The 23140-nt window shown below is 70.6% G+C and carries 25 protein-coding genes; 9 read left to right on the top strand and 16 right to left on the bottom strand.

From position 1 onward, the window contains the following. Positions 1-10: 10 nt before the first annotated feature. Complete coding sequence (locus tag SCNRRL3882_RS39105; protein WP_010038380.1) at positions 11-2173, bottom strand: SpoIIE family protein phosphatase; 2163 nt, start codon at positions 2171-2173, stop codon at positions 11-13. Between the two features lie 314 nt (positions 2174-2487). Between SCNRRL3882_RS39105 and SCNRRL3882_RS39100 the strand changes: the two genes are divergently transcribed. Beyond that, on the top strand, positions 2488-3600 hold the full coding sequence (locus SCNRRL3882_RS39100) for a hypothetical protein (RefSeq protein ID WP_010038379.1): 1113 nt from the start codon (positions 2488-2490) through the stop codon (positions 3598-3600). Here the strand turns inward: SCNRRL3882_RS39100 and SCNRRL3882_RS39095 are convergent. The 3 genes from SCNRRL3882_RS39095 to SCNRRL3882_RS39085 form a co-directional block, all read right to left on the bottom strand. After that, the gene (locus SCNRRL3882_RS39095) at positions 3544-4269 is read right to left on the bottom strand and encodes a DUF6766 family protein (RefSeq protein WP_010038376.1); all 726 of its coding nucleotides are present in this window, start codon (positions 4267-4269) and stop codon (positions 3544-3546) included. The two genes, SCNRRL3882_RS39100 and SCNRRL3882_RS39095, sit on opposite strands and share 57 nt — an antisense overlap. A gap of 86 nt (positions 4270-4355) precedes the next feature. Next, complete coding sequence (locus SCNRRL3882_RS39090) at positions 4356-4766, bottom strand: hypothetical protein (RefSeq protein WP_010038374.1); 411 nt, start codon at positions 4764-4766, stop codon at positions 4356-4358. Between the two features lie 289 nt (positions 4767-5055). Continuing rightward, positions 5056-5619, bottom strand: a complete 564-nt coding sequence (locus tag SCNRRL3882_RS39085; protein WP_010038372.1) for a hemerythrin domain-containing protein — start codon at positions 5617-5619, stop codon at positions 5056-5058. Between the two features lie 310 nt (positions 5620-5929). Between SCNRRL3882_RS39085 and SCNRRL3882_RS39080 the strand changes: the two genes are divergently transcribed. Further along, a complete protein-coding gene (locus tag SCNRRL3882_RS39080; protein ID WP_010038369.1) occupies positions 5930-6190 on the top strand; it encodes a GlsB/YeaQ/YmgE family stress response membrane protein in 261 nt (86 codons plus the stop codon). A gap of 106 nt (positions 6191-6296) precedes the next feature. Here SCNRRL3882_RS39080 and SCNRRL3882_RS39075 read toward each other — a convergent pair whose 3' ends face one another. The 5 genes from SCNRRL3882_RS39075 to SCNRRL3882_RS39050 all read right to left on the bottom strand — a co-directional run bounded on the left by SCNRRL3882_RS39075 (position 6297) and on the right by SCNRRL3882_RS39050 (position 9914). Beyond that, on the bottom strand, positions 6297-6716 hold the full coding sequence (locus SCNRRL3882_RS39075) for a hypothetical protein (RefSeq protein ID WP_010038365.1): 420 nt from the start codon (positions 6714-6716) through the stop codon (positions 6297-6299). Positions 6717-6943: 227 nt separating this feature from the next. Beyond that, positions 6944-7075 carry a hypothetical protein gene (locus SCNRRL3882_RS42320; RefSeq protein ID WP_267880839.1) on the bottom strand — a complete coding sequence of 44 codons (132 nt, stop codon included), beginning with the start codon at positions 7073-7075 and terminating at the stop codon, positions 6944-6946. Between the two features lie 292 nt (positions 7076-7367). After that, a complete protein-coding gene (locus SCNRRL3882_RS39065; RefSeq protein ID WP_010038363.1) occupies positions 7368-8276 on the bottom strand; it encodes an endonuclease/exonuclease/phosphatase family protein in 909 nt (302 codons plus the stop codon). Between the two features lie 433 nt (positions 8277-8709). Then, entirely contained in the window at positions 8710-9186 is a 477-nt protein-coding gene (locus SCNRRL3882_RS39055; protein WP_010038361.1) for a GNAT family N-acetyltransferase, read from the bottom strand. Next, a complete protein-coding gene (locus SCNRRL3882_RS39050; RefSeq protein ID WP_010038359.1) occupies positions 9183-9914 on the bottom strand; it encodes an HAD family hydrolase in 732 nt (243 codons plus the stop codon). Before SCNRRL3882_RS39050 ends, SCNRRL3882_RS39055 begins: the two co-directional genes overlap by 4 nt. A gap of 252 nt (positions 9915-10166) precedes the next feature. On the opposite strand from SCNRRL3882_RS39050, the gene SCNRRL3882_RS39045 reads away from it, so the two are divergent. Both SCNRRL3882_RS39045 and SCNRRL3882_RS39040 read left to right on the top strand, forming a co-directional pair. Next, the gene (locus tag SCNRRL3882_RS39045) at positions 10167-10418 is read left to right on the top strand and encodes a hypothetical protein (RefSeq protein ID WP_010038355.1); all 252 of its coding nucleotides are present in this window, start codon (positions 10167-10169) and stop codon (positions 10416-10418) included. Beyond that, positions 10415-11416 carry an ATP-grasp domain-containing protein gene (locus SCNRRL3882_RS39040; protein WP_010038353.1) on the top strand — a complete coding sequence of 334 codons (1002 nt, stop codon included), beginning with the start codon at positions 10415-10417 and terminating at the stop codon, positions 11414-11416. The genes SCNRRL3882_RS39045 and SCNRRL3882_RS39040 overlap by 4 nt, the downstream gene beginning before the upstream one ends. Here SCNRRL3882_RS39040 and SCNRRL3882_RS39035 read toward each other — a convergent pair. Then, a complete protein-coding gene (locus tag SCNRRL3882_RS39035; protein WP_029181065.1) occupies positions 11356-12840 on the bottom strand; it encodes an alpha/beta hydrolase in 1485 nt (494 codons plus the stop codon). The two genes, SCNRRL3882_RS39040 and SCNRRL3882_RS39035, sit on opposite strands and share 61 nt — an antisense overlap. 210 nt (positions 12841-13050) lie before the next feature. Beyond that, positions 13051-13206 carry a hypothetical protein gene (locus SCNRRL3882_RS41235; RefSeq protein WP_010038350.1) on the bottom strand — a complete coding sequence of 52 codons (156 nt, stop codon included), beginning with the start codon at positions 13204-13206 and terminating at the stop codon, positions 13051-13053. 207 nt (positions 13207-13413) lie between these two features. On the opposite strand from SCNRRL3882_RS41235, the gene SCNRRL3882_RS39030 reads away from it, so the two are divergent. The 5 genes from SCNRRL3882_RS39030 (at position 13414) to SCNRRL3882_RS39010 (ending at position 17648) form a co-directional block, all read left to right on the top strand. Continuing rightward, on the top strand, positions 13414-13770 hold the full coding sequence (locus tag SCNRRL3882_RS39030; protein ID WP_010038348.1) for a J domain-containing protein: 357 nt from the start codon (positions 13414-13416) through the stop codon (positions 13768-13770). A gap of 52 nt (positions 13771-13822) precedes the next feature. Further along, positions 13823-15691, top strand: a complete 1869-nt coding sequence (gene dnaK / locus SCNRRL3882_RS39025) for a molecular chaperone DnaK (protein WP_102514936.1) — start codon at positions 13823-13825, stop codon at positions 15689-15691. Between the two features lie 2 nt (positions 15692-15693). After that, entirely contained in the window at positions 15694-16236 is a 543-nt protein-coding gene (gene grpE / locus SCNRRL3882_RS39020; RefSeq protein ID WP_010038266.1) for a nucleotide exchange factor GrpE, read from the top strand. Between the two features lie 107 nt (positions 16237-16343). Next, positions 16344-16736: a DUF2267 domain-containing protein gene (locus tag SCNRRL3882_RS39015; RefSeq protein WP_010038264.1), complete on the top strand. Its 393-nt coding sequence runs from the start codon at positions 16344-16346 to the stop codon at positions 16734-16736. Between the two features lie 159 nt (positions 16737-16895). After that, positions 16896-17648 (top strand): class I SAM-dependent methyltransferase, encoded by a 753-nt coding sequence (locus SCNRRL3882_RS39010; RefSeq protein WP_010038262.1) that lies wholly within the window; start codon positions 16896-16898, stop codon positions 17646-17648. Positions 17649-17745: 97 nt separating this feature from the next. On the opposite strand, the gene SCNRRL3882_RS39005 is transcribed toward SCNRRL3882_RS39010, so the two are convergent. From SCNRRL3882_RS39005 to SCNRRL3882_RS38985, 5 genes are all read right to left on the bottom strand, one after another. Further along, positions 17746-18099: a hypothetical protein gene (locus SCNRRL3882_RS39005; RefSeq protein ID WP_010038259.1), complete on the bottom strand. Its 354-nt coding sequence runs from the start codon at positions 18097-18099 to the stop codon at positions 17746-17748. A 472-nt stretch (positions 18100-18571) separates the two neighbouring features. Continuing rightward, positions 18572-19462, bottom strand: coding sequence for an alpha/beta fold hydrolase (locus tag SCNRRL3882_RS39000; RefSeq protein WP_010038257.1), 891 nt, complete (start codon positions 19460-19462; stop codon positions 18572-18574). A gap of 60 nt (positions 19463-19522) precedes the next feature. Further along, complete coding sequence (tpg, locus tag SCNRRL3882_RS38995; RefSeq protein WP_010038254.1) at positions 19523-20077, bottom strand: telomere-protecting terminal protein Tpg; 555 nt, start codon at positions 20075-20077, stop codon at positions 19523-19525. 12 nt (positions 20078-20089) lie between these two features. Then, entirely contained in the window at positions 20090-22333 is a 2244-nt protein-coding gene (gene tap, locus SCNRRL3882_RS38990; protein ID WP_010038252.1) for a telomere-associated protein Tap, read from the bottom strand. A gap of 150 nt (positions 22334-22483) precedes the next feature. After that, complete coding sequence (locus SCNRRL3882_RS38985) at positions 22484-23083, bottom strand: DUF998 domain-containing protein (RefSeq protein ID WP_029181063.1); 600 nt, start codon at positions 23081-23083, stop codon at positions 22484-22486. Positions 23084-23140 lie beyond the last annotated feature (57 nt).

Genomic DNA, 23140 nt, shown 5'->3' with positions numbered 1-23140 from the left:
CGAGGCCGCGCTACCTCGCGACTTCCGCCCAGACCACCTTCCCGGTGTCCGTCCACCGCACTCCCCACCGGGTGGTGACCCTGTGCACGACGCCCAGGCCACGACCGCCGTCGTCGAGCAGTCCGCCCCGCCTCAGAAGTGGCCTGCCGTTGCCGGTGTCGCCCACCTCGCACAGCAGGCCGTGACCGGCCCTGATCAGCCGTACCGTGATGGGACCGGTGGCGAAGCGCACCGCGTTCGTGACCAGCTCGCTGACCAGCAGCACCACGCTGTCCCGGGTGTCGTCCCTGGTGCGCCATTGCCTCAGCAGCGCGGAGACCTGCGCGCGGGCACGGGCGGGGGCGTCGCGGCGGGCGGGCAGCCGCCAGGTCGCGGTGTCCCCCTTGCGGTAGCCGATCATCCGCGCGAGCAGCAGCGTCACATCGTCGCGCTGGCGCGCGGGCGCCAGCACGGAGACGACGTGCCGTGCGGCCTGCTGCAGGGCGTCCCAGGGATGCACCGTGGACACGGCATCCGCCAGCCTGCCGATGCCCTCGTCGATCGACACGGCCGGATCCTCCACCAGGCCGTCGGTGTAGAGGGCGAGCAGGGAGCCCGGGGGTGCGTCGAACGTGTGCACGTCGAACGGCTCCCGCAGCGCGAACTCGGCGCCCAGGCCGGGGTGCGGGCGGACCGCGAGCGGGCCCGCGTGCCCGTCCGGGGAGACCAGGACCGGGGGGAGGTGGCCTGCGCTGGACAGCGCCACGTGGTGGCTGACCGGGTCGTAGAGGGCGATGCAGCACGTCGACCCCAGGGCGCTGTAGCCGGCCGCCAGCCCGGACTCCGCGTCGTCCAGCAGCGTCACGGTCTCGTCCAGGTGCTCCAGTACCTCGTCGGGCGCGAGCCCCGCGGACAGCAGCGCGCGGGCCTCCATACTGAGCTGGCCCATCGTTGCCGCGGCTCCCAGGCCATGCCCGACGACGTCACCGACCACCAGGGCGGTACGGCCGTCAGGCAGCGGAAAGCTGTTCACCCAGTCGCCCCCGACACCCGCGCTGTCGGGTGTGGCGGGCTGGTAGACGCTGGCGATCTGGATGGTGTCGCCGCCGGTCCGGGGCAGGAGCCGACGCTGCAACGCCAGCACCTGCGTGTGCTCGCGCTGGTGCTGACGAGCCAGATCGACGTGATGGGCGGTCCTGGCCACCAGTTCTTGCAGGTCGAACAGCTCGCTGTCGCGGAAGGGGCAGTCCGCCCGCCGCCAGACCTCCGCCACGCCCAGGACGACGGGCGGCGCGCCGTCCAGGACCAGTGGTATGCACGCCACACCCGCCGACCGCTCACCGGGCACCAGGGCACGCGCGACCCGCGGACTGGCGAATACCCGCTCGACCGCCTCACGGTCGGGTATGACGATGGTCTGCGGAGCATCGTCCCGCAGTACCGCCTGCGCCAGCAGGCGACTCGCGTCGCGGGGAAGATCGTCGCCCGGAGTCACATAGCCCTCGGGCCACGCCCGGTCCGGCACCAGGGCCGCTCGCCGCAGTCGGATGGGACCCTTCGCCCGACCGGTGACGCCCTCGCCCGTCCACACGGCGAAGTCGAGGTCGACGGCGGCCACGTCTCCCCAGGCCAACAGCGACTCCGCCAGCGACTGCGCGGTCTCGCCGATGTCCAGCGAGGTACCGATCGCGGTCTCGGCCGCGTAAAGGTGCAACCTCCTCGCCATGGCGATCAACGAGACGGTCAGGCCCTCCTCAGGCGCCGCTGCGGGCAGGATGCTCATCGAGACCACCAGCTCCGACCCGTCGCCGCGCCGCAGGCGCTGGATGCGGGCGACGTGCGCCTCTCCGGTCTCCACGACCTGCCGCAACCGCCGCGTGACCGTCGGTACGTCCCCCGGGGGCAGGAGATCGACGAACGGCTTCCCGGCCACGGCGTCCAGACCCGCGAATACGGGGGCGTCCAGATTGCAGCGGGTGATGATCAGATCCCTGTCCAGGTTGACCGCGCCGAGGATCTGCTCCTGACCGCCGGCTGCCGGGTCACCGGGTACGTGCCGGCGCGTGGTGCGGTCACCCTGCGCGTCGGCAGGATCGGCGGCCGCGTCCGCTCCACCGCGCGGGATGTAGCGCCCCAGGGCGCGACTGACCAGGTCGAACGCCGATGGGGACGAGGGCGACGGTGTGGAGTCCATGCGGCTCTCTCAGCAGTCCCCGGCGCGGTGCCGGGGCAGTACTCGGACCCGTGCGGCGGGGCCCCGAGATCCCTGACGCACACCTCATTGAATAACACCGGGGGCCGCTTCGCCCACAGCAGCGAATCGCACCGTGAACACGCACAGTGAGGGAATGCTGTGGCGGACGGGCCGTGCTCACCCTCCCGGGGCCGACCTGCGGACCTCGGGCGACCTGGCCTGCCCAGCCGGAATGACGGGCCGCGACCACGTCACATCGCGCCGGTGCCGGCGCCGTGGAGCGCTAGCGTCTTTCCCGAAGGAGGTGGGGGCGGGTGGACGTCATCGGCTGGCTGCTGAAAGGTGACCCGGCGATCCGCTGGCAGGTACTGCGTGATCTCACCGACGCGCCCGTGGAGCAGGTCACGGCCGAACGGGCCCGTGTCGCGGGCGAGGGCTGGGGCAGTCGGCTGCTGGCCCTCCAGCAACCGCACGGCCAGTGGCCCTCCGACGTGCCCGCGTTCCGCTCCGAGGCCGCGGAGAAGTGGTGGCATTCGCTCGGACCTGCACGGCAGGGCACCCTGTTCCCCGCGTGGACCTCCACCACCTGGAGTCTGGTGTTGCTGCGGGCGTTCGGTGTCGAACCGGACAGTGCGGGGGCGCGCCACGCCGTCGGTCTGGTGCGCGAGAACGTCCAGTGGGAGCACGACGGCGAGCCGTTCTTCTCAGGGGAGGTGGAGCCGTGCGTCAACGGCCGGACCGTGGCGCTCGGAGCCTACTTCGGCATGGACGTCACGCTGATCGTCGAGCGGCTCCTCGGCGAGCAGATGGCCGACGGCGGGTGGAACTGCGAGCAGGAGAACGGCTCCACCCGGGGGTCGTTCCACACCACGATCGACGTGCTGGAAGGGCTGCTCGAATACGAGTCGGCGACAGGAGGCGCCCCCGAGGTGGCCGACGCCCGGCTCCGCGGCCAGGAGTACCTCCTGGAGCGGCGGCTGTTCCGGCGGCTGTCGACCGGCCGGGCAATCGACCAGGACCGCAAGACCAACGGTCCGGCAGCCTGGACGAAGTTCTCCTGTCCGACCTTCTGGCACTACGACGTACTACGCGGTCTCGACTACCTGCGCGCGGCCGGCGTCACCCCCGACGACCGGGTCGCCGAGGCGATCGACCTGGTACGGGCCAAGCGCGACGCGGACGGCCGCTGGCCGCTGGAGAACCCCCATCCCGGCGAGCTGCACTTCCCCATCGACGACGGCGAGGGGAAGCCGAGCCGGTGGAACACCCTGCGGGCCACGCGCGTCCTCAGGTGGTACGAGCAGCAGGAACTCTGTCGGCCTGCCGGCCGAAGCCCCGGGGACCCCACGGGCCGCATGGACCACCCGTGCTCAGCCCTCGACGCCGGTGGCGGAGTCGGACGCGCCGACCGGCTTGGACTCCGGTGATCCACGTTGCCTCAGGTAGATGGCGAGGACGGCCATGGAGGCGACGGCCAGCAGTTCGGACTGCCAGTTCTGCAGTGTGCGGCTCCAGAAGTCCGCGGCGGACAGGTACTCCGTCCAGCTGATGGGGGCTTGCAGCCGGCGCAGTTGCTCTTCGTTGTAGGCGGCGACACCGGTGACGGACTGGGTCAGCCACGACAGCAGGAAGACGGCGCCCATCACCAGCCCCAAGGAGCGGGAGTACACAAAGCCCCGCCAGTCCGTGGCCGCGGCCCAGCGCGGAGAGTCGCCTTTGGCGTACGGGCCCACCATCTGGTCCCTGTCGGACTCGGTGCCGGCCTTGTCCAGTTCCTTGGATTCCGGTGAGCCGCGCTGCAGCAGCCAGACGGTGGCGAAGATGTAGAGGAAGAACTGCAGGTATTCCGACTGCCAGTTCTCCGTGACGTCAACGGCGAAGTCCGAGGACGTGAGGTAGGCGCCGAAGCCGAGGGGCGCCATACCGTCCGACACGAGTTGATTGTTGAACTCCGCGCGTCCGGCCACGGCCTGTCCGGCGAGTGCCAGCAGGAACGAGGTCAGGAAGAAGAGGCCGAGACTGTTGTGGCGGAGGAAGCGACGCGCACGACGCCCGGCCGGTGCGGTGTCCTCGCCGTGCTCCGGTGCCGGGGTCATCGGTGCATCAGTCCCAACGTCATGAAGTACGCCAGGCCGACCACGATCACGAGCAGTGTTCCCACGAACAACGTCTTCACGGTCCGTCACCCGCCCTCGATCTCGCACTGGTACGGGCGCTGCGGCCGGGGCCGGCACCCGGCCGCGGTGACCTTCCACCCCGCGGGAAAGCGGGCGAGGAAGAGGGTGTCGTGCTCCAGCACCACCCGGGCCTGATCACCGTAGACATCCACGCGCCGTACCGCGCCCGCCGCGGGAAGGCCCTGCTCACCGATCGCCTGCGCGCAGCTGCGCTTGGCCGACTGCTCCAGTTCCTCCCTGGTCGAGGGCGCGAGGGCGGTGCACAGGCGTTCACGCTGTCCGGTGTCGAGCGCCCGCTCGAATCGCGTCACTTGCGCGGTGACGCTGTCGCGCCGCTCGGAGGGCGTCCCGCAGGCACCGGCGGTGACGAGGACCACCACCGCCACGATGCCGGGGGTGCGCCGCCGTCCTGACATCCCGCCTCCCGTACGGCCCCGGCGGGACCGGGCCGCCCCGTCCGCCATGCGTTGATCAGCCGCTCACTCATGAGACACGGGCTCTTTGACGACTGCAACCGGTCCGGAGCCGATGGGGCGCGGGCAGGACGTCGCCTTGAGCCGACCGGTGTTCGATCTGCGGTTCCCGCACGGCCCGCAGATCGAGGAACTGTGACCGCCGGTCGCCGAGCCGTGGCCGTGCCGCGCCGTGCCGCGCCGTGCCGTGCCGGGGGCACGGGAACCGTTTCAGCCCTGCCGGTCCTGCCGGTCAGTCCTGCTTTCCGCGGCCTGTGAGCATGTCGCGCAGGCGGTCGACCATGCCGGTACCGGGCGCGAGGAGTTTGTTGGCGGGTGGGGTGTCCGGCGCCGAGGGGTGCGGGCGGGTGGGGGCGTGCTCCTTGGCCGAGCGGACCTTCTCACCCAGCTCCTCCAGGGCATCGGCGGAGCAGACGTCGGCCAGCATCGGGAAGAGCCGGTTCTCCTCGTCGCCGACATGGGCCGTGACGGCGTTCTTCAGCCGCACGATCAGGGTGTCGAAACGCCCGTCCCCGGGCCGGCAGCCTTCGAGCTCCTTGAGCATGCGCTCCACTTCGCCGTGGTCGGCGAGCTCCTTGTCGGCGAGGTCGTCCCCGCCGTCGACGTACCGGCGCACCGTCGGGTACAGGTACTCCTCCTCGGCCACCGAGTGCCGGATCAGCTCCATGGTGAGCCGGTCCGCCAGTTCACGTCGCCGCTCGTCGGCCCCCGGCAGCGCTTCGATCTGCGAGAAGAGGTCGTCCACCTCGCGGTGATCCGCGGTCAGTTCCTGGATGACGTTTCCGCCGTGGCCCATGGGCTTTCTCCGCTCCTCGTCGTTCTGAGACCCGGGGGCCGGCCGGCTCTGTCCAGCGCTCCACCGGCTCGCCACCCAGCAGGGATACCTGCCACGCGCGCGCCGGCGACCTCACGCAGGTCCGCCAGTTCACTCCGGTGGCGGACGGCATCCGGCGGGTTGCTGCGGAGAGGTGTCCCTCGCGCCGGTGATCGAACACCGGTCCGTGACGCCTGGGTGAGTGGAGGTCCTTCGCCGGACCACGCTTATGGGGGCATCCGGCGGGCACTTGTGTGGTGCCCGAATGGGGCAACAAACGGAAGGAGTTGCCGTGTCGTTCCTCTGGGCGATCATCGCCGGGCTGATCATCGGCCTGCTCGCCAAGCTCGTCGTTCCCGGGCGTCAGCCCATTCCCCTGTGGCTGACGGTCGTCATGGGCATCCTCGGCGCCGTCGCCGGCAACGCGCTCGCCACCGCCTTCGGTGTGCGCGACACCGGCGGTATCGACTGGATCCGCCACATCTTCCAGATCGGCATCGCTGCCGTCCTCATCGCGTTCGTCACCCCGTTGTGGGCCCGACGGCGCGCATGACAGCGGCCGGGAAGGCAGCAGTCGTGCCCGGCAGGTGCCAGGGGCCCACGCGGCCAGTGCCGCGGACGCGGGTGCGCACGCGCGTCCGCGGCGGAATCGACGCGGACTAGCCGCAGTTGGTGCCGGACTTTCCGAAGTGCACTCCATCGATCTGGCCCCACCAGTCCACGCAAGACCCGGCGGCGTCGACGTGGACCGGGCCGACGTAGGAACGGAGGAGGCCGCCGTCCTGGTCGTTGAAGATCTCGTCGCCGCTGCGCCGGATGAACAAGTCCATCGAAACCGGGTCACCCGCCATATTCCGGATGGCTACCGCGCAGTTCATGCCGGTGGCGGAGTTGTAGGTGAGATAGGCCGTGCCGATGGTTCCGACCGGCGTGGAGTTGACGGTCTTGTAGCCGGTGCCGCAGGCGCCGTTGTAAGCAGCGGTCGCGGTGGCCGGTGCCGCCGACGCCGTCGGTGCCAGAGCCGTCAAGGCGACGGCGCTCACGCCCGCCGCGACCGCGCCCTGCACCACACGCTTCATCCGTGACATGTGATTCCCCGTTCGTGTCGTCAACCAGACAGGCACGGGCAGCCTGGTCTCGCTGCCCGCCCGATGCTTTTCCGTACGCCATGTACGACCAGTCGAAGACCCCACCCGTTGTGGCCGTCACGGCAACGACTCCGTGCCAGATGTCATGGGCACGCACCAGCTCGGTGAACTCTCGGGCCGCGGGTTGCGGGCGCGGACGCGGGGCCATCGGTGCTGCCTCATCGGGAGGTGTGGTAGCCGTCGGTGGCGTTCATCGCCACGGGCACCGTGATGGAGCCGTTGCTGAAGGAGCCGGTGCAGCCGCCCGCGACGACGCTGATCTGGTTGTCCGCACTCTTGAGGGAGGCCATGCCGTCGATGCCGGTCTGGGCCGGGGCGTGGTGACGAGCATGATCCCGGACATGTCGCCGTACCACTCGTAGAAGGCGAACTCGGCGTCCCTGATGCCCGCCCGCTCGAACTTGGCTGCGTAGCCGATGAGGGCGCCGGAGTTGCCATCTCGGAGGGTGTGCCGTACTCCTCGATGGCGATCGGGCGCGGGCTGATTCCGAGGCTCGCCTCCGGCGCACGGTACGCCGAGATGTGGGCGGCGATGTCCTCGCTGCCCTGGAGCAGACGGCGACGGCGGGTACGTGCTGCGTATCAAGCGGCCGGTGCCGTGACCGAGTCCACTGACCGTTGGCCGCCGGCCCCGCCATCGACGTCGGCGTGCACGAGATGGTGGTCCGAGTACGAGGTGGGGCGCACGCGGTGCTCGAGTGGGGCCATGCCCCGCAGGAAGACGTAGTCGAACTTGCTCTGCCAGTCGGTGGTCGGCTCGCAGGTGCCGGCGGACGAGGGGCGACACCCGGAGTCTGGATCCGCGGCCAGCGCCCACATCGGGCTGAGTTCGGGAGCATCGGGCACCGCGTTGAAGTCGCCGAGAACGATGGCGCGGTCGTACCGGGCGACCTCTTCGGCTAGTACACGCACCTGGTCCGCCCGGACTGCCTCCTGACGTCGTTGGGCGAGGTGTGTGTTGAAGACCCGGACCCGCTGGCCGCCCACCACGGTGGTGACGGCCATGTACCCACGGTCCTCGGATCCGCCGTCGGGGTATTCCACGCTGACGCGCTCGGTCATCGGAGCCGCCGAGAGGACCGCCTGGCCGAAGGCTCCCGGACTCCACGGCAATCCACCGCAACGGCCCCAGTCCTGGAGAACCATCCCGTACTCGACGTGGTAGGCGAGCCCGTGCAGGCGCTCCAGGTACTCCCGGATCCTCTCGACGTCGCGCACGCACGCTTCTTGCAGGCCGATGACCTGGGGGGCATACGTGGCGATCTCCGCCGCCCGGTCGACGTTGCTCACCTCGCAGGGGTTGCAGATGTTCCACGTCATGACCCGGTCCGGTACGACATCCCTGGCAGCGGTGACGGGCAGTGACCTGCCGGAGAGGGCACCGCTCGGCGCACTGGGGCCGACGAGCACCATGCAGGCCACGGCCATGGCGCCCGCGAACAACCGCATGCCCCTTCCGAACACCATCGCCTCCTGAATGTCGCTCCGCATGACATCTGACGTCTCCAGGCACGAGGTTATGGGACGAACGTGTCGGCAACGCGTGCTTCCGCCGCCGAACCCGGCCTTAAGCGGGCCGGATCCGGCGGTGATCGCCGTCAGAGCTCCGCCGACGGCCGACGTGCGCGTCGCGGGTCACAGCGGTCACGGTCTTGCCCGGGGCAGCGAGAGCGGAGACGACGGGGCGCCCTGGGCGCCGATGGCGCCATGGATCACTTACGACCGCGGCAGAAATTGTGGTCTGGACGTGCGGGCCTGACGGGTTCGGCTGGTGTGATCAGCTGGCTCTGCCGCGGACGAGGACGAGTTCGGTGCTGGCCCGGCGGCGGGTGGGGCGCCGCGCGGAGCGGTCGGAGATTAGGCTGGGCCCGCGTCCGCGACGTGATCCGAACGACAGGCCCTAACCCACGCGGCCGTTCTCACGTCACTGCTGACCGGCCCCGCCAGCACTTCCCCCAGGTCGCAAGCCAATGGGGTAGTCGTAGCGTATGAACCCCTTGAAGCTCGCCACCTTGTCGTACAGTGCGCGGGCGGCGACGTTGTCCTCCTGAGTGGTCCAGTAGAAGCGGGATGCCCCCCGCTCCCGCGATGCATCGGCCACCTTCTCGATCAGCATCCGCGCCACGCCTCGGCCGCGTGCAGCCTCGTCGACGAAGAGGTCCTGGAGGTAGCAGCTGTCTTCCATCCAGAACGTCGGGTGGAACAGGTAGTGCGCGATGCCGACCAGCTTTCCTTGCGACCAGGCGCCGATGCCGTGGAACTCGGTGCCGCCCCGTAGCCGCTGCCAGGTCTGCTCGTAGCCCTCGTCCGGCACCATGGTGCGGTAGAACGCCTTGTAACCGCGCGCCAGCGCTTCCCAGGCGGCGCGGTCCTCCTCGCGCAACGAACCAATGGTGATCACGACTGCCTATCCTCACTCGCGAGCCTCACCTGATCTGCAGATCTGCGGGACACTGTCCCGGAGCCGCCCTGGCGGGCCGTGCCGTCGCCCGTACGCCTGCGTAGCGCCACCAGTAGGCTGAGCACGTCGTACGGACTCGCCGCGACCGGGTGAGCCCCGGCACGGACACCGGCGCGTGCACCCCACCTGGCGTGCACTCCCAGCGTTCCCGCGGCGTTGGCACAGTCGAGGTCCACTTCAGCGTCACCCACATAGGCAGTTGCCCCGGCCGGAACCCCGAGCTGCCGCAGTGCCAGCAACAACCCGTCCGGCGCCGGCTTGGGCCTGCCGACTTCGTCGCCTGCGACGACCACGCCAAATCGCGCGTCGATTCCGGCGGCAGCGAGCATGCTCGAAGCCACTCGCCGGGTGGCCGCCGTGAATACGCCCAGCCGCATGCCCGCATCGGCGACTTCGTCGAGCAGGGCCGGTATGCCGGGGAACGGCCGCAGGTCGGCGACGGCCGGATCCAGGTAAGCGTGGAACCGCTCGACCTCGGCGGGGCCACAGGTGCGGCCGAGGAAGTGTGCGAGAACCAGCTCCGTGTGGCCGACATGCCAGCCGGCGGCCACTTCATCCGGCGAGACCGGCGGGCCGCCGAGCGAGCGAATCGCGTCGGCGTACGCGCGGGACACCGTGGGGACGCTGTCCAGAAGCGTCCCATCCATATCGAACACAACTGCACGCATGACTCACGATCCTGCCTATGTCGTCGCGTTCGACGCCAGGGCCACTTCCTAAACACTGGCTACCCCCGAAGAACCTTCGACCGCCACCCCTCGCGCTGTGAACGCACCGGCCCGGAGCGTTAGTTGAAAGACCTACCAGGCGACCGTCGGGCGGATGCGGCCCCGGTACAGCGGTGGTTGAGTAGAAGGAGAAGAATCAGAAGGCAGAAATCGTGACTCGGGGGCGAGAGACAATCGAGGGAGGCCGTGACCATGACCGGCTTCAAGCTTGGCGAGCCCTTGGACCAGAGTCAGGAAAGCTTCACCAGCACCGCTCCGCCGGTGGTGTTCAGCACCCAGGCGACCGGGTTCGTAGAACTGAAGACACCCGAGGAGCTGCAGGCCTGGGAGGAAGCCCTTCGGACCACCACCGGTCTGGAAATCTCCGCCGAGAGCCTGGCCGGCCACGCCTGTGAGACGGGGTGCGGGCCCCACTGCTGCTCCGACATGTGCGACGCGGCATGATCCTGGCCCTGTCCTTCCACGACGACCTTCACGCCATCGCGGTGCAGCACGCGGTGCGCGCCCGCGGTGAGGAGTTCCACATCCTGGAGTGCGACGCGGTGAGCGGCAGACCCGGCCTGACCTGGCACCTGTCCGGGACGTCGGACGGCTCCGGAGCCTCGGCGGCGGTGCCGACGTCGGAGGGCCGGACGGTGCCCCCCGCGCAAGCGGAGGTGCTCTGGTGGCGCCGCGCGCGGGCGGACCAGCAGCTCACCATGTCCGCCGCCGGGTCGGACGGCACGGGTCTCGGCGCGCAGCAGGTCAGCCTGGTCAACAACGACTGCCGTGGAGCGCTGGGGGGAATCCTCGCCGCCTCGTTCCACGGCGAGTGGATCTCGCCGCCGGAGGCGACCGACCGGGCGTCCGACAAGGTCTACCAGCTGTGGGTAGCCCAGCAGGCGGGCTTCCGTGTGCCGCGGACGCTGATCACGCAGTCACGTGACGAGGTGGTGGACTTCACCCGCGAGATCGGGCGGGTCATCGTCAAGCCGGTCGTGGGCGCGCGGGGCCCGTCCCTGTACACGCGGTGGATCGAGGACCCGGAGGCGCTGCCTGCCGAGTCCTTCGCGGTGTGCCCGGCGACGTACCAGGAGTACGTTCCGGGTCGGCACCACATCCGGCTCAACTGCTTCGGCGAGCGCATGTTCGCGGCGCTCATCGAGACGGAGGAACTGGACTGGCGCCCCGACCTCAACGTCCCGATCACGCGGTGGCCGGTCCCCCAGGACCTGGCCCGGATGGTCCGTACGGTGCTCGACCGACTGGGGCTGCCCATGGGCGTGATCGACCTCAAGCTCACACCAGGAGGTGAACCCGTCTGGCTGGAGGTCAACCCCCAGGGTCAGTTCCTCTTTCTGGAACCGCTCACCGGCGAGCCGCTGACCGAGCACTTCGCCGACTATCTGATCACGGCGGGGCAGCTGGTGCCCCGTGGTGGGGCTGCCAGTTCGGTGAGGTAGCTGTCCACGGCGTCCTCCATGCACGGGCCGCTGGTGACGCTGCCGTGGCCGTGGCCCTCGTAGGTGAGGAGCACGCCGCTGCGGCCGAGTTGCCGGGCCACCGAGACCGCCCACGGGTAACCGGTGGCGGGGTCGTGCAGCGCGTTGGACACCAGGATGGGCGGGGCACCGTGTGCGTCCAGGCGGTGCTGCGGGTTGGTGGTCGGCGCGCCCAGACACGCCGCTGCCATGTGGATCGGCAGCAGGTAGGGCAGGTCAGGCGCCGTCCTGTTCATCATGGCGACGAGCGAGGCGTACTCCCGGTAGTCGCGCACAGGCAGGTGCCAGTCCGAGCAGAAGACCGGCGTGGCCGGATGCAGCGGCGCTGTCGAAGTGGGCGACGCGGGCAGCGGCTTGCTCGCCTCCATGCCCGCGATCGCCGTGGCCAGGCCGGCGTAGTCGGCCTCGTAGAACTTGCGGAACGCGATCTTGTTGACCAGGTCCGATGACGACAGCGAAGTGCCCGGCTTTGTCGGCGCCTCCAGCTCGCCGCGCCCGGCCCGGGCCAACAGGCCCTGCCAGACGGCGCGGACGTCGCGGCCGTGCAGCGCGCAGTTTGCAGCACCGTCGCACCACTTCACGAACTCCTGGAAGGAATCCTCTGCCGTGGCCGCCTCGGACCGCAGGAAGGCACGGGTGGTCGGGACGCTGTGGTCCATGACGCTCTCCAGCACCATCGCGCGCACGCGGCGCGGGTAGGTCTCGGCGTACTGCGCACCGAGCAGCGTGCCGTACGAGCTGCCGTGGAAGGTCAGTTTCCGCTCGCCGAGGGCGGCCCGGAGGGCGTCCAGGTCCCGGACCGTCTGGGCGGTGTCAAGGTGGTCGAACACCGGGCCGGTACGGGCACGGCAGTCGGCACGGAGCCGCCTGTTGTACGCCACGGTGGCGTCGAAGTCCGCCTGGCTCTTCAGCTCCGGTGACGGCCGCTCGGCGAGCAGGTGGCCGGAGCAGGTCACCGGGTTGCTGCCGCCCACTCCGCGCGGGTCGAAGCTGACGATGTCGAACCTGCGGCGGACCTCGGGGCTGAACCGGCTGATACGGCCCACCACCATCTGCACACCCGAGTCGCCCGGCCCGCCGGGGCCGAACACCATCGAGCCGACGCGTGTGCCGGGGTCGGTGGCCTTGCGGCGGGCCACGGCCAGGTCGAGTCTCGGCCCGTCCGGGTGGGCCCAGTCGACCGGCACCGACAGAGTGGCGCACTCGGCTCCCGGCTTCTCCGGGTCGTCACACGGTGCCCACAGCAGGACGCCCGTGGCAGACGGCGACGCGTGGACCGCGGGAGCGGCGGCGAGGCCGGTGATGGCCGCCATGGCGGCACCCACGGCCGTGGTCGTCCCCCGCGCGGCGATGCGCCGCAGTGCGGATCTGCCCCATAACGGCATGGATCCCCCTGGTGAAGAGAGCGGTTGTGTCAGGCGTGTGGACCCGGCCGGGGCACCGTCGTCACGTTAGGCGCACTGTCGACCTTGTGGTGCCCCTGTCAGGGGCTTTTCCGGGTCGGGTCGGGGACCGCTCAGGGGCGCTCGGGGCTCAGGGCGAAAACGATCAGGTCGGGTCACCACCTGATGGGCGGGCCCGGCGGGCGGGGCGCCCTACCGGGGCTGCTGTTCCGGCTTCCCGCCGTCGGCGTCGGCGTCGAACACCTTGGTCCAGGTGGCCTCACATCGGCAGCGGGAGTACTCGATCAGTTGCCCTTCTTCGGACACGCTCATCCCCTGGCTGAGTCGCACGTGCACATGATCGCCCATGGGGAGCCGCTTTCCTTGACGTCCGTTGCGTGACTCAGGGTGGAGGCTCGTCGCTTTTGCTGGCAATGCCGCAGATCACACCGTCTGTCGAGCCGGCGCGCGCCCAGGCAGTGCCCGTACTTGACAAGACGAGACTCAAGTTTTACTTCAGGACTATGAGCCAGCAGGGGTGAAAGCGCAGCTCGCAGCGGTGAGGAGGTGGCCGGGATGCAGGCGCGGGAGCAGCGAGCGAACCCGTACGCGGTGCTCGGGGTGGAGCCCTCGGCGTCGGCCGAGCTGATCACCTCCGCCTTTCGTGCCCGGGTGCGTGAGCTGCGCCCCGACACCCGTGTGGACGCGGCCACCGCCGCGCGGTTCGGGGAGGTGCGGGAGGCCTACGAGACCTTGCGTGACCCGGTCCTTCGCGCGGCCTACGACCACTCCTGCGAGTCTGCGCACGACCGCGTGCGTGCCCCGGCTCCGACCGTACGGCCCGCGCGGCGCCACGTCGTCCTGCTCGGGGCCGCCCGGCCCGAGCCTCCGCTGCGCGCCGGTCCCGTCCGGTGGGAGCGGACGGCCCGATGAGGTCCCGAGGCCCCGAAGAGCACCTGGGAGACAGTGAGGAGGGAGAAACCGGATGGCACGGGCGGTTGGCATCGACCTCGGTACGACGAACTCGGTGGTCTCGGTCCTCGAAGGCGGCGAGCCCACCGTCATCACCAACACGGAAGGCGCGCGCACGACCCCGTCCGTCGTGGCCTTCGCCAAGAACGGCGAGGTGCTGGTCGGGGAGGTGGCCAAGCGGCAGGCCGTGACGAACGTGGACCGCACCGCGCGCTCGGTCAAGCGGTACATGGGCGACCACTCCTGGCGGTTCCCCGACCACGGTGACATCGACGGCAAGCGGTACACAGCGCAGGAGATCTCCGCGCGGGTGCTCCAGAAGCTGAAGCGGGACGGGGAGGCGTATCTCGGGGAGGACGTCACCGACGCCGTGATCACCGTCCCGGCGTACTTCGACGACGCCCAGCGACAGGCCACCAAGGAGGCCGGGGAGATCGCGGGACTGAACGTCCTGCGGATCATCAACGAGCCGACGGCGGCGGCGCTGGCGTACGGCCTGGACAAGGAGAACGACCAGACGGTCCTCGTCTTCGACCTCGGCGGCGGCACCTTCGACGTGTCGCTGCTGGAGATGGGCGAGGGCGTCATCGAGGTGAAGGCCACCAACGGCGACACCCACCTCGGCGGCGACGACTGGGACCAGCGGATCGTCGACCACCTGGTGAAGCAGTTCAAGAACCACTACGGCGTCGACCTGGCGAAGGACAGGATGGCCGTGCAGCGGCTGCGGGAGGCCGCGGAGAAGGCGAAGATCGAGTTGTCCAGCTCGTCGGAGACCACGATCAATCTGCCCTACGTGACGGCCTCCGCCGAGGGGCCGCTGCACCTGGACGAGAAACTGACCCGCGCGCACTTCGAGCAGCTCACGGCGGATCTGCTGGAGCGGTGCAAGGGGCCGTTCCACAACGCGATCAAGGACGCCGGGATCAAGGTGTCCGACATCGACCACGTGGTTCTGGTGGGCGGTTCGACGCGCATGCCGGCCGTGACCGAGCTGGTGAAGGAACTGACGGGCAAGGAGCCGCACAAGGGCGTCAACCCGGACGAGGTCGTGGCCGTGGGCGCCGCGCTCCAGGCGGGTGTCATCCGCGGCGACGTCAAGGACGTGCTGCTGCTCGACGTCACGCCGCTGTCCCTGGGCATCGAGACCAAGGGCGGCATCATGACCAAGCTGATCGAACGCAACACCACCATCCCCACCCGGCGTTCGGAGATCTTCACCACGGCAGAGGACAACCAGCCGTCGGTGACCGTGCAGGTCTACCAGGGCGAGCGGGACATCGCCGCGTACAACAAGAAGCTCGGCATGTTCGAGCTGTCCGGTATCGCTCCGGCTCCGCGCGGTGTGCCGCAGATCGAGGTGGCCTTCGACATCGACGCCAACGGCATCATGCACGTCTCCGCCAAGGACATGGGCACCGGCAAGGAGCAGAAGATGACCGTCACCGGCGGCTCGGCCCTGCCCAAGGACGACATCGACCGCATGGTCCGCGAGGCCGAGCAGCACGCCGAGGAGGACCGTCGGCGGCGCGAGGCCGCGGAGACCCGCAACCAGGGCGAGCAGCTCGTGTACTCGACCGAGAGGCTCGTCACGGACAACCGGGACAAGATCCCGGCGGACGCGAGGAGCGAGACGGAGACGGCGCTGGCAGACCTGAAGGAGAAGCTGAAGGGAGACGACACCGCGGAGATCCGGCAGGCGATCGAGCGTACGGCGCAGGCCGCGCAGCGGATCGGCACGGCGTTGTACGAGAGGTCGCGAACCGAGGAGCCCGCGGGTGCCGCCGGGGCGACCGCGGACCGTGGTGCGGCCGGCGGCTCGTCCGAGGATGATGTGGTGGAGGCCGAGATCGTCGACGATGACAAGCCGGAGGCTGGCTGACGATGACCGGGAGCGGGCCGCAGTACACCGAGCTGGCGGAGCTGCGGCGCCTGGTGGAGGAGCGGACCGCCGACCTTCAGCGGGTGAAGGCCGAGTACGACAACTACCGCAAACGGGTCCGGCGGGACCGCCTGGCCGTACGGGAGATCGCGGTGGCCAACGTGCTCCGGGCGCTGCTGCCCGTGCTGGACGCGGTGGACCGGGCGTGTGCGCACGAGCCGCTCACGCCGGGACTGGAGGACGTCGCCGGCAGTCTGAAGGAGCAGCTCGGCTCGCTGGGCGTGACGTCGTTCGGCGAGGTGGGCGATCCGTTCGACCCCGCCTGCCACGACGCGGTGGCGCACCACGTCTCGCCCGACCGGGACCACCTGGTCTGCTCGGCGGTCCTCCGGCCGGGCTATCGCCTGGGCGGCCACCTGCTGCGCCCGGCCCACGTGGAGGTCGCGGGGCCGGCTCCACCGGCGAGGAGCGCGCACGGGGGCGACCGGGGCGTGCGCCCTGCCACCGCCGGCGGCGCGCAGCCCTTCCCCATCGCGCGAAGCTGACAGGGCCTGGTGCCCGCTCGGCGCACACGTCGATCACCTGGGTACCGGGAAAGAGGCGGGCATCACACAGACGCCTGCGACGCTCCGGCAAGCGGAGGTGACGAACGATGCAGTACCACGAGTACCTCGACCGCGTAAGCGAGCTCGGCGAATACCGCAGCCAGGACGAGGCCGCGGAGGTCACCGAGGCCGTGCTGAGCGTGCTGGCCAAGAGGATCAGCCCCGGTGAGGTCGATGACCTCGTCTCCCAGCTGCCCGGACCGCTCGGACAGGCACTCGCGGATGCCAAGCCGCAGCAGGCCGAGAGCTTCGGGATCGAGGAGTTCTACCGCAGGGTCGCCGAGCGCATCGGCGCCCGGCCGCGCACCGCCGAGTGGGACGCCAGCGCCGTCCTGACGGCCCTGGCCGAGGCGGTCAGCGGCGGCGAGCTGAACCAGATCCTCAGCCGGCTTCCCTCCGGCTACGCCCTCCTGTTCGGCAAGGCCGATCTCGCCGGCTGACACGCCAGCCGGTCGGCGTGGGCCCTAGCGTGGCGTACGTCGGCCGGCCGGCTACGCCCTCCCAACGGAAGCAGCCTCCGGTCAATCGGCACCGCGGGCGGGGTGGATCCAGGCCGGCACTGTGACTCCGTGGCACAGGGCAGCGAGAGGGGTGTCCGCATGACGGGGCACGAGCAGCAGCTGTCCGAGGCACAGCGCGAGCACTGGCAGCTCACCTACGGCGCGCATCCCGGGATGTACGGCGAGGAGCCGTCCGAGGCCGCTGTCCACGCCGCCGCGGTGTTCCGGACCGCCGGCGCCCGCGAGGTGCTGGAGCTGGGCGCCGGGCACGGCCGTGACGCGCTGTTCTTCGCCCGCGAGGGCTTCTCCGTACTGGCTACCGACTTCAGTGCGGCCGGACTGGAGCAACTGCGCCGGGCCGCCGACGCTCAAGGCGTGTCCGGGCGGGTCATGACGGCCTCGCACGACGCCCGTGAGCCGCTGCCGCTCGCGGACGCGTCGATGGACGCCGTGTTCGCGCACATGCTGCTGTGCATGGCGCTGTCCACCAAGGAGATCCGTGCCCTGGTCGCCGAGGTGCGCCGGGTGCTGCGCCCGGGTGGTGCGTTCGTCTACACCGTGCGGCATACCGGGGACGCGCACTACCGGGACGGCATCGGGCACGGCGACGACATCTGGGAGCACGGCGGGTTCGCCGTCCACTTCTTCTCTCGCGAACTGGTCGACGACCTTGCCCATGGCTGGGACCTTCGAGAGGTCCACGCATTCGAGGAGGGTGGCTTGCCACGGCGGTTGTGGCGGGTCACGCTCACCCGGCTCGACGCGGCGGTCACCCCCCTCACCGCCCTGGGCCACACGGACGAGGCCGAGTCGCCGGCCTCCTTGGCGGCCCGGCTACGCGACGAGGAGTGATACGGCTCCTGCCGGGGGCGGGGGCGGGGCGGGCTGCCGCCTCGGCACCGGGGAACCGCCCGCCCCACGCCCATGTCGTTCGACCCCGGTAATGCCATCAGGCCCGGTTGAGTCGGGCAGCGATTCCGTGGCCGATCAGCAAATAGATGACCGCCGGGAGGCCGTAATTGAGGACAACGCGCAGCCCTTCGGTGTCCATCGTGAAAATGTCCTGTGCCCATCCGGACAGCCAGTCCGCCACCCCGTGGACGAACTCGACGAAGGAATTCGCCTGGTTCGCGTCGAGCAGGTAGAGCACGATCCACAGGCCCAGCAATCCCGCCGCGATGTCGGCGATCGTGCAGATGGCAAGGGCTACCCGCCGCGACGTGGCCTGGTCGCGCGCGGGGCGGCCATGCCCCGGGGACGGGTCGTAGGCCTGGTATCCGGAAACCGGGTCGGTGTTGTTCACAAGAAATCCCAATCTCGCGCGTGAGAGGTTTACAACGGTCGCCCCCGGCATTTGAATTCAGCCTCGGACTGGCCCGTTTCTGCCTACTTCTGCGCCGCGCGAGCAGCCCCGCGTTACACCTCGAACCGCGGTGGACCCCGTTCGTAATCGGCTTGTGGCTGTCGGCATGTGTTCGTGCTCCCGTGGAACGGCCGGCGGCGCTATCTGCGGTTCGTGCCCGACACGTACAGAGGGCGGGCCGATCGCCTACGACTTCGGCGAGGCCGCCCTCTCCTGGTACGCCGCCGATGTCGCCTACGCCGTGCGCGACCTGACCGACCACACCGGCCGGCCCGCGTCCGTGCACCGGGCGCGGTTCGACGCCTTCTTCGACGGCTACCGCGACGGGCGCCTGCCGCTGTTCGCCGGCCTGCACGCCGCGGCCGCTCTCGTGCGCATCACCCGTGCGCTGGGCGAACCCGCTCCGCAGGCGCTAGGAGATGTTCGACGGCTGCTGGTGCGACGGTTGAACCAGTCCTCGAACGAAGTCGGCGACCAGCGTCGCCACCGCTTCCGGAGTCTCCAGGTTCATGGGGTGGGTGGCGTCGATCGTGTCGACGGTGATCGTCGGACAGCTGCGGGAGAGCGCGGCCAGCTCGTCGGAGACCTCTTGCGCGAAGCGAGTGCTGAAATCGGCGAACCACTCCATTCCGGGCGCCGGCGCCGGCCGTCGACCGGCCTGGACCAGCAGCAGCGGGCAGTCGAGCCCGTCCAGCCATGTGGTGACACCGAGCTCGCCGAGCTTTTCGAGTTCGTGCTGGATCTCCAGCGCCGCCGACCGTTCCGGCAGCGTCTGCCACCTGCCGTCGGGCAAGGGACGCGCGGCGGCGCGGGCAGCGGCCTCCGCACGGTCGGCGGGAATCCCGAGCCGGGCGGAGAAGACGACCTTCTCCTCGATGTACCCGGGTGGCGCGACGAACCCGGCGGACGCCAGCAGCACCTCACTCACCCGGTGGGCGCCGGGGTACTCGCGTCCCCACCAGAAGCCGTCGAGGTTCACGGCGGCACGGGCCCGGGCACGGTTCGGGTTCGCCCGGGCGTACTCGACCGCGACGATGCCGCCGAGCGAATGGCCCACCACGACGGCCTCCGGCACGCCATGCGCGTCGAGTGTGTCCGCGAGGTGCCGCACCACGGCGGGCAGGGTCCAGGGGGAGATACCGGGAGAGCGGCCATGGCCGGGGAGGTCGACGGCGAGGACACGGTGCCCGGCGGTGAGGAGGGTGGCGGCGGCGTCCCAGTCGGCGAGCGACCGTGAGAAACCGTGCAGCAGAACCAGTTGAGGGCCATCGCCCCCGTAGTCATGGACATGTAGGAGTGTCATTGGGCTTCACTGTAGGGGCCACGGTCTTCTCGAGCAGCGGATTAAAGATCTCCGGCGGTGTCAGAGGTCGAACTCGAGGTGCTCCACGTCGGTGAACTCGACTTCGAGGCCATGGGCGCGGCGGCCGTTGTCGCGGAAGTACACCTCGCCCAGTGCCTCTGCCGCGATGTCGCGCAGTTGCTGTTCCGTGCCGCCGGCCTCCTTCGTCTCGAAGAGGCGGGCAGCGTACTGCGGGGGCAGAGCGACGGTGAGGTGGCGCAGCCGGGCGTCGTCGGTGGTTCCGGGGGCGGCCGTGTAGCCGAACCGGGCTCGGGTGTCGATGACGATGCCGCCGGTGGTGGCCGCGGCCTGTTTGGCCTTGGCCCGGATCTGGGGCTGCCACCTCGTCCTGACCTCGCGCTCCATGCGCTGCGCGAGGTCGGGCCGGGGCGTTCTGATCTGGTCCTTCACATACCGTTCGACGGTGCGCTGGGTGATGCCGAGCAACTCGGCCACCGGCCTGGTGCCCTTGAGCTGTCTGACCAGGTAGCGCATCTGCGCGCCCGCGCTCTTGGGGATCGGGCGCGTGAACGCCTTGCGCAGCGCGGCGTCGAGACCGTCCCCGACCGTGTCCATGGGCTCGCTCCCCTACTCTCCGTCGTCCTTGGCAGTGACCTCACCGGTCTTGATGTAGCGGGCGAGGTTGAGGACCTGGCCGTACTTCTCCCGCACCGCTTCGGCCCACAGGGTGGTCTGCGTGCCCTCGTGCTTGACCATCCCCGGTGACACCCCGAGCCGGAAGCTGCCGGGCACCGTCTTGCCGTCGGCGTCGTACGGCAGGACGTGGAGCGGACTGGGCCCCTCCGCGGCGTAGACGGCGCAGTCCGACAGGACCGCCACGGGATACCGGCCGGTCCCCGCGGCCAGGTTGAGCATCTTGCGGTGCATGTTGATCCGGGCCCGCGAGATGACGGCGGCGCGGATGTCGGGCCGCCAGGTCGGGCGGGACAGGGCCGGCCAGGGCTGCCCGGGCTTCCAGCCGCCGCCACGCGCCCGTTCACGCAGCTTGCCGATGCCGCCCTTCACCGTGGACTTGACCGCGTCCAGGACCATCGCCATCTCGGGATCGCGCTGCCGGTAGCCCTCCATGGCCTCCAGGAACTCCGGTGGGCGCAGCTTCTCGCCCACGCCGAGGTCCGCCATGGTGTCGACGTACGCGTTACGCAGCCGCTTGTACCAGCCGTCCAGGAACCTGCCCTTGTCCTCCCTGACCCAGGCCTCGGTCGGGGCGACGTCGTAACCGAGCTCCACCGCGTACGCCACCGTCGGAGTCGCGTACCAGGCCGGGCCCTCCGGGCGCTCGCCGGTCGGCGTGAACGGACTGGGCAGCAACGCGCTGTCGAGCCGGCGCCACTGCTTGCCGACCAGGACGCGGGAGAGGTCTACGTGGGAGAGATCGACCAGCCATGCGCCGGGCAGCGTCGGGTCGAAGACGGGGTTCGTGACGTGCACGGGCGGCGTCGCCAGGCCGACGACGGCACCATTGGCGGCAGCGCCGAAGGCGAGGTTGACGTCGATGCCGACCAGGTACCGCTGCATGCACTCGGCGTCGGTGAGCTCACGTGCCCAGTCGTACGCCTCCTCGAAGAGCATCTCGTCCGGGCCCCGCTGGTGGAAGCGGGGCAGGCCGGCGAGCAGTGGATGCCCGTCCGGGGCCTCGCACGGTGCGCAGTCCATCGGGTGCTCGCCCAGCGAGCCGGGCCGGTGTTCCTTGTGCCGTTTCCCCGTCTCGTCCGCCTCGCTCGCTCGGGTCGGCGGGTTGAGGGCGGTCATCAGCTCCAGGCCGGTGACGGCGGTCGAGCCGCGCGGTGTCATCACGCGGGCGGCGTAGGTGCCGAGCACGCGGGCGAGTTCCGCCGGTCCGAGCTGCGCGGCGTGGCCCCAGGTGCGGGCGTCGAGCGCGCCCCAGGACGGGATGCACAGTTGCACGCACTGGCGCTGACGGCCCCGGGCAGGGCGGTAGATCCGCGCCCACGGCCCGAACCCGCGCTTGGTCAGCTGCCAGTCGGCCCGCTCGAGTTGCTTGATGACCTTGTGGCCGTCCGGGAGGCGCCCGGTGAGCCGCTCGGCGTCCGACAGTGCCACCGGGAGCCCGTACCGCTCGCACGCGCTCTCGGTGAGCACGAGCAGGGGGTCGGCATCCTTGCCGGAGCCGTGCAGCCTTCCTGCCCCGAGCTGAGCCTCCTTCAGCGTCCACTCCACCAGAGCCGGGAGCGACTTGGCGGGCACGTCGAGGACCAGGCCGCCGATGCCGTAGCCCATCACCTGGGCGCCGTCGTCGGCGTCGATGACGAGCAACGGACCGTTCGCGAACCGCGGGTCGGCATCGGAGGCCGGGAGATTCGCCGGGGCCGCCTTCGTGGTGCCGGGGCGGCGCGACGTCGACGACGGCCTGGTCGTCGATGCCGCCGGGCGCGGCACAGCGGCGGGGGCGTCGGGGCGGGGCGCGGCGTTCCCGGGAGGGGCCTCGGGGGTCGGGCCTGCGGATCCTGTGCGCGCCCGGGGCGGTTGGGCCGCCGACGGCGCCGGCGCGGCAGGGGCGGCAGGCGTCTCGGGAGCGGATGTGTCCTGCGCGGGCGCCGCGGCGTTGGCGGCAGGGTAGAGCTGGGCGAGCTGCTTCAGCATGCGGGCGTATGCGTCGCGCTCCGGCGGGCGCGGCTCGGTCTTGCCGACCTCCCAGCCGCTGACCGTCGCACGCCGCACTTGCAGCGCGGCGGCCACCTCGTCCAGCGTCAGGCCGTGGGCCTGGCGCAGCCGCTTGCGTTCCGCCGGGGGCGGCAGCGGGGAGCGGGACGCGACCAGCGCATCAACCGCGTCGAACAGCTCCGACATGAGGGCACCTCCTGATCCGCAACCCTAGCGCGGAGCGTCGGTTTCGCGTACCAAGCGCGTACGTACGGCGTTCCTGCGATGTGGTACGCACGGCGTTCCTGCGATGCGGCATGTCGGGCAAGGGTTTCGTCGTGACTGAGGCGTGTCGCGTCACCTCGGGGGCGCCTCGCGGGTGGAGTGGCGCAGGCAGGACAGGGCTACCACGAACGGCCAGACCGACTGGAGGGTCGTGACGGCGCGTTCGGCGACGCCGGCGACGCCGTGCAGATGCGTCTCGAGCAGGAACCATGCCGCGCCCACCGCCATCACCGCGGTGGCTCCGAGGGACGGCACGGGCCGCAGGGCCCATGGGACACCGCCGCCGGTCCGGATGGCCAGGACGGGCCATGCCGCCAGGACGGCGAAGCCGACGGCGGCGATCGAGCCGTGGCTCAGGGAGCCGCCGCTGCTCGGCGCCGGGACCAGGGCCACCGCCAGGGCGGACACTCCCCCGGCCGCCAGGGCCAGCCGGCCGGGGGTCGCGGCCGGGCGCAGTCCCCAGGCGGTGAGCAGGTGGCAGGCGCCCAGGGCGATGAACGCGCCGGTCATCACCCAGTAGCCCGAGCCTCCGGGGGCCGCCAGGACGCTGATGGTCTGAGCGGCCGGGTCGTACCCGGGCCCTTGCAGTGCCGCCGCCGCCATCCAGCCGATGATCAACACCACGGGGGCGGACGCCGACGACAGAAGAACCCATTTCGGAACAGATTGCACCAGGACACCGTAAAACGGATCACCGACTCCCCTCGTCCCACTACCGCTGCTCCGGGC

The sequence above is a fragment of the Streptomyces chartreusis NRRL 3882 genome (assembly GCF_900236475.1).
Classification (GTDB): Bacteria; Actinomycetota; Actinomycetes; order Streptomycetales; family Streptomycetaceae; genus Streptomyces; species Streptomyces chartreusis_D.
This window is presented reverse-complemented; position numbering and strand designations above follow the sequence as displayed.

Excerpts from the sequence above, each read along its gene's own strand:
- SCNRRL3882_RS39105 (WP_010038380.1), bottom strand. The coding sequence starts at position 2,173 with ATGGACTCCACACCGTCGCCCTCGTCCCCATCGGCGTTCGACCTGGTC.
- SCNRRL3882_RS39095 (WP_010038376.1), bottom strand. The coding sequence starts at position 4,269 with ATGACCCCGGCACCGGAGCACGGCGAGGACACCGCACCGGCCGGGCGT.
- SCNRRL3882_RS39090 (WP_010038374.1), bottom strand. The coding sequence starts at position 4,766 with ATGTCAGGACGGCGGCGCACCCCCGGCATCGTGGCGGTGGTGGTCCTC.
- SCNRRL3882_RS39085 (WP_010038372.1), bottom strand. The coding sequence starts at position 5,619 with ATGGGCCACGGCGGAAACGTCATCCAGGAACTGACCGCGGATCACCGC.
- SCNRRL3882_RS39075 (WP_010038365.1), bottom strand. The coding sequence starts at position 6,716 with ATGAAGCGTGTGGTGCAGGGCGCGGTCGCGGCGGGCGTGAGCGCCGTC.
- SCNRRL3882_RS42320 (WP_267880839.1), bottom strand. The coding sequence starts at position 7,075 with ATGGCCTCCCTCAAGAGTGCGGACAACCAGATCAGCGTCGTCGCGGGC.
- SCNRRL3882_RS39065 (WP_010038363.1), bottom strand. The coding sequence starts at position 8,276 with ATGCGGAGCGACATTCAGGAGGCGATGGTGTTCGGAAGGGGCATGCGG.
- SCNRRL3882_RS39050 (WP_010038359.1), bottom strand. The coding sequence starts at position 9,914 with ATGCGTGCAGTTGTGTTCGATATGGATGGGACGCTTCTGGACAGCGTC.
- SCNRRL3882_RS39045 (WP_010038355.1), top strand. The coding sequence starts at position 10,167 with ATGACCGGCTTCAAGCTTGGCGAGCCCTTGGACCAGAGTCAGGAAAGC.
- SCNRRL3882_RS39040 (WP_010038353.1), top strand. The coding sequence starts at position 10,415 with ATGATCCTGGCCCTGTCCTTCCACGACGACCTTCACGCCATCGCGGTG.
- SCNRRL3882_RS39035 (WP_029181065.1), bottom strand. The coding sequence starts at position 12,840 with ATGCCGTTATGGGGCAGATCCGCACTGCGGCGCATCGCCGCGCGGGGG.
- SCNRRL3882_RS41235 (WP_010038350.1), bottom strand. The coding sequence starts at position 13,206 with ATGGGCGATCATGTGCACGTGCGACTCAGCCAGGGGATGAGCGTGTCC.
- SCNRRL3882_RS39030 (WP_010038348.1), top strand. The coding sequence starts at position 13,414 with ATGCAGGCGCGGGAGCAGCGAGCGAACCCGTACGCGGTGCTCGGGGTG.
- dnaK (WP_102514936.1), top strand. The coding sequence starts at position 13,823 with ATGGCACGGGCGGTTGGCATCGACCTCGGTACGACGAACTCGGTGGTC.
- grpE (WP_010038266.1), top strand. The coding sequence starts at position 15,694 with ATGACCGGGAGCGGGCCGCAGTACACCGAGCTGGCGGAGCTGCGGCGC.
- SCNRRL3882_RS39015 (WP_010038264.1), top strand. The coding sequence starts at position 16,344 with ATGCAGTACCACGAGTACCTCGACCGCGTAAGCGAGCTCGGCGAATAC.
- SCNRRL3882_RS39010 (WP_010038262.1), top strand. The coding sequence starts at position 16,896 with ATGACGGGGCACGAGCAGCAGCTGTCCGAGGCACAGCGCGAGCACTGG.
- SCNRRL3882_RS39000 (WP_010038257.1), bottom strand. The coding sequence starts at position 19,462 with ATGACACTCCTACATGTCCATGACTACGGGGGCGATGGCCCTCAACTG.
- tpg (WP_010038254.1), bottom strand. The coding sequence starts at position 20,077 with ATGGACACGGTCGGGGACGGTCTCGACGCCGCGCTGCGCAAGGCGTTC.
- tap (WP_010038252.1), bottom strand. The coding sequence starts at position 22,333 with ATGTCGGAGCTGTTCGACGCGGTTGATGCGCTGGTCGCGTCCCGCTCC.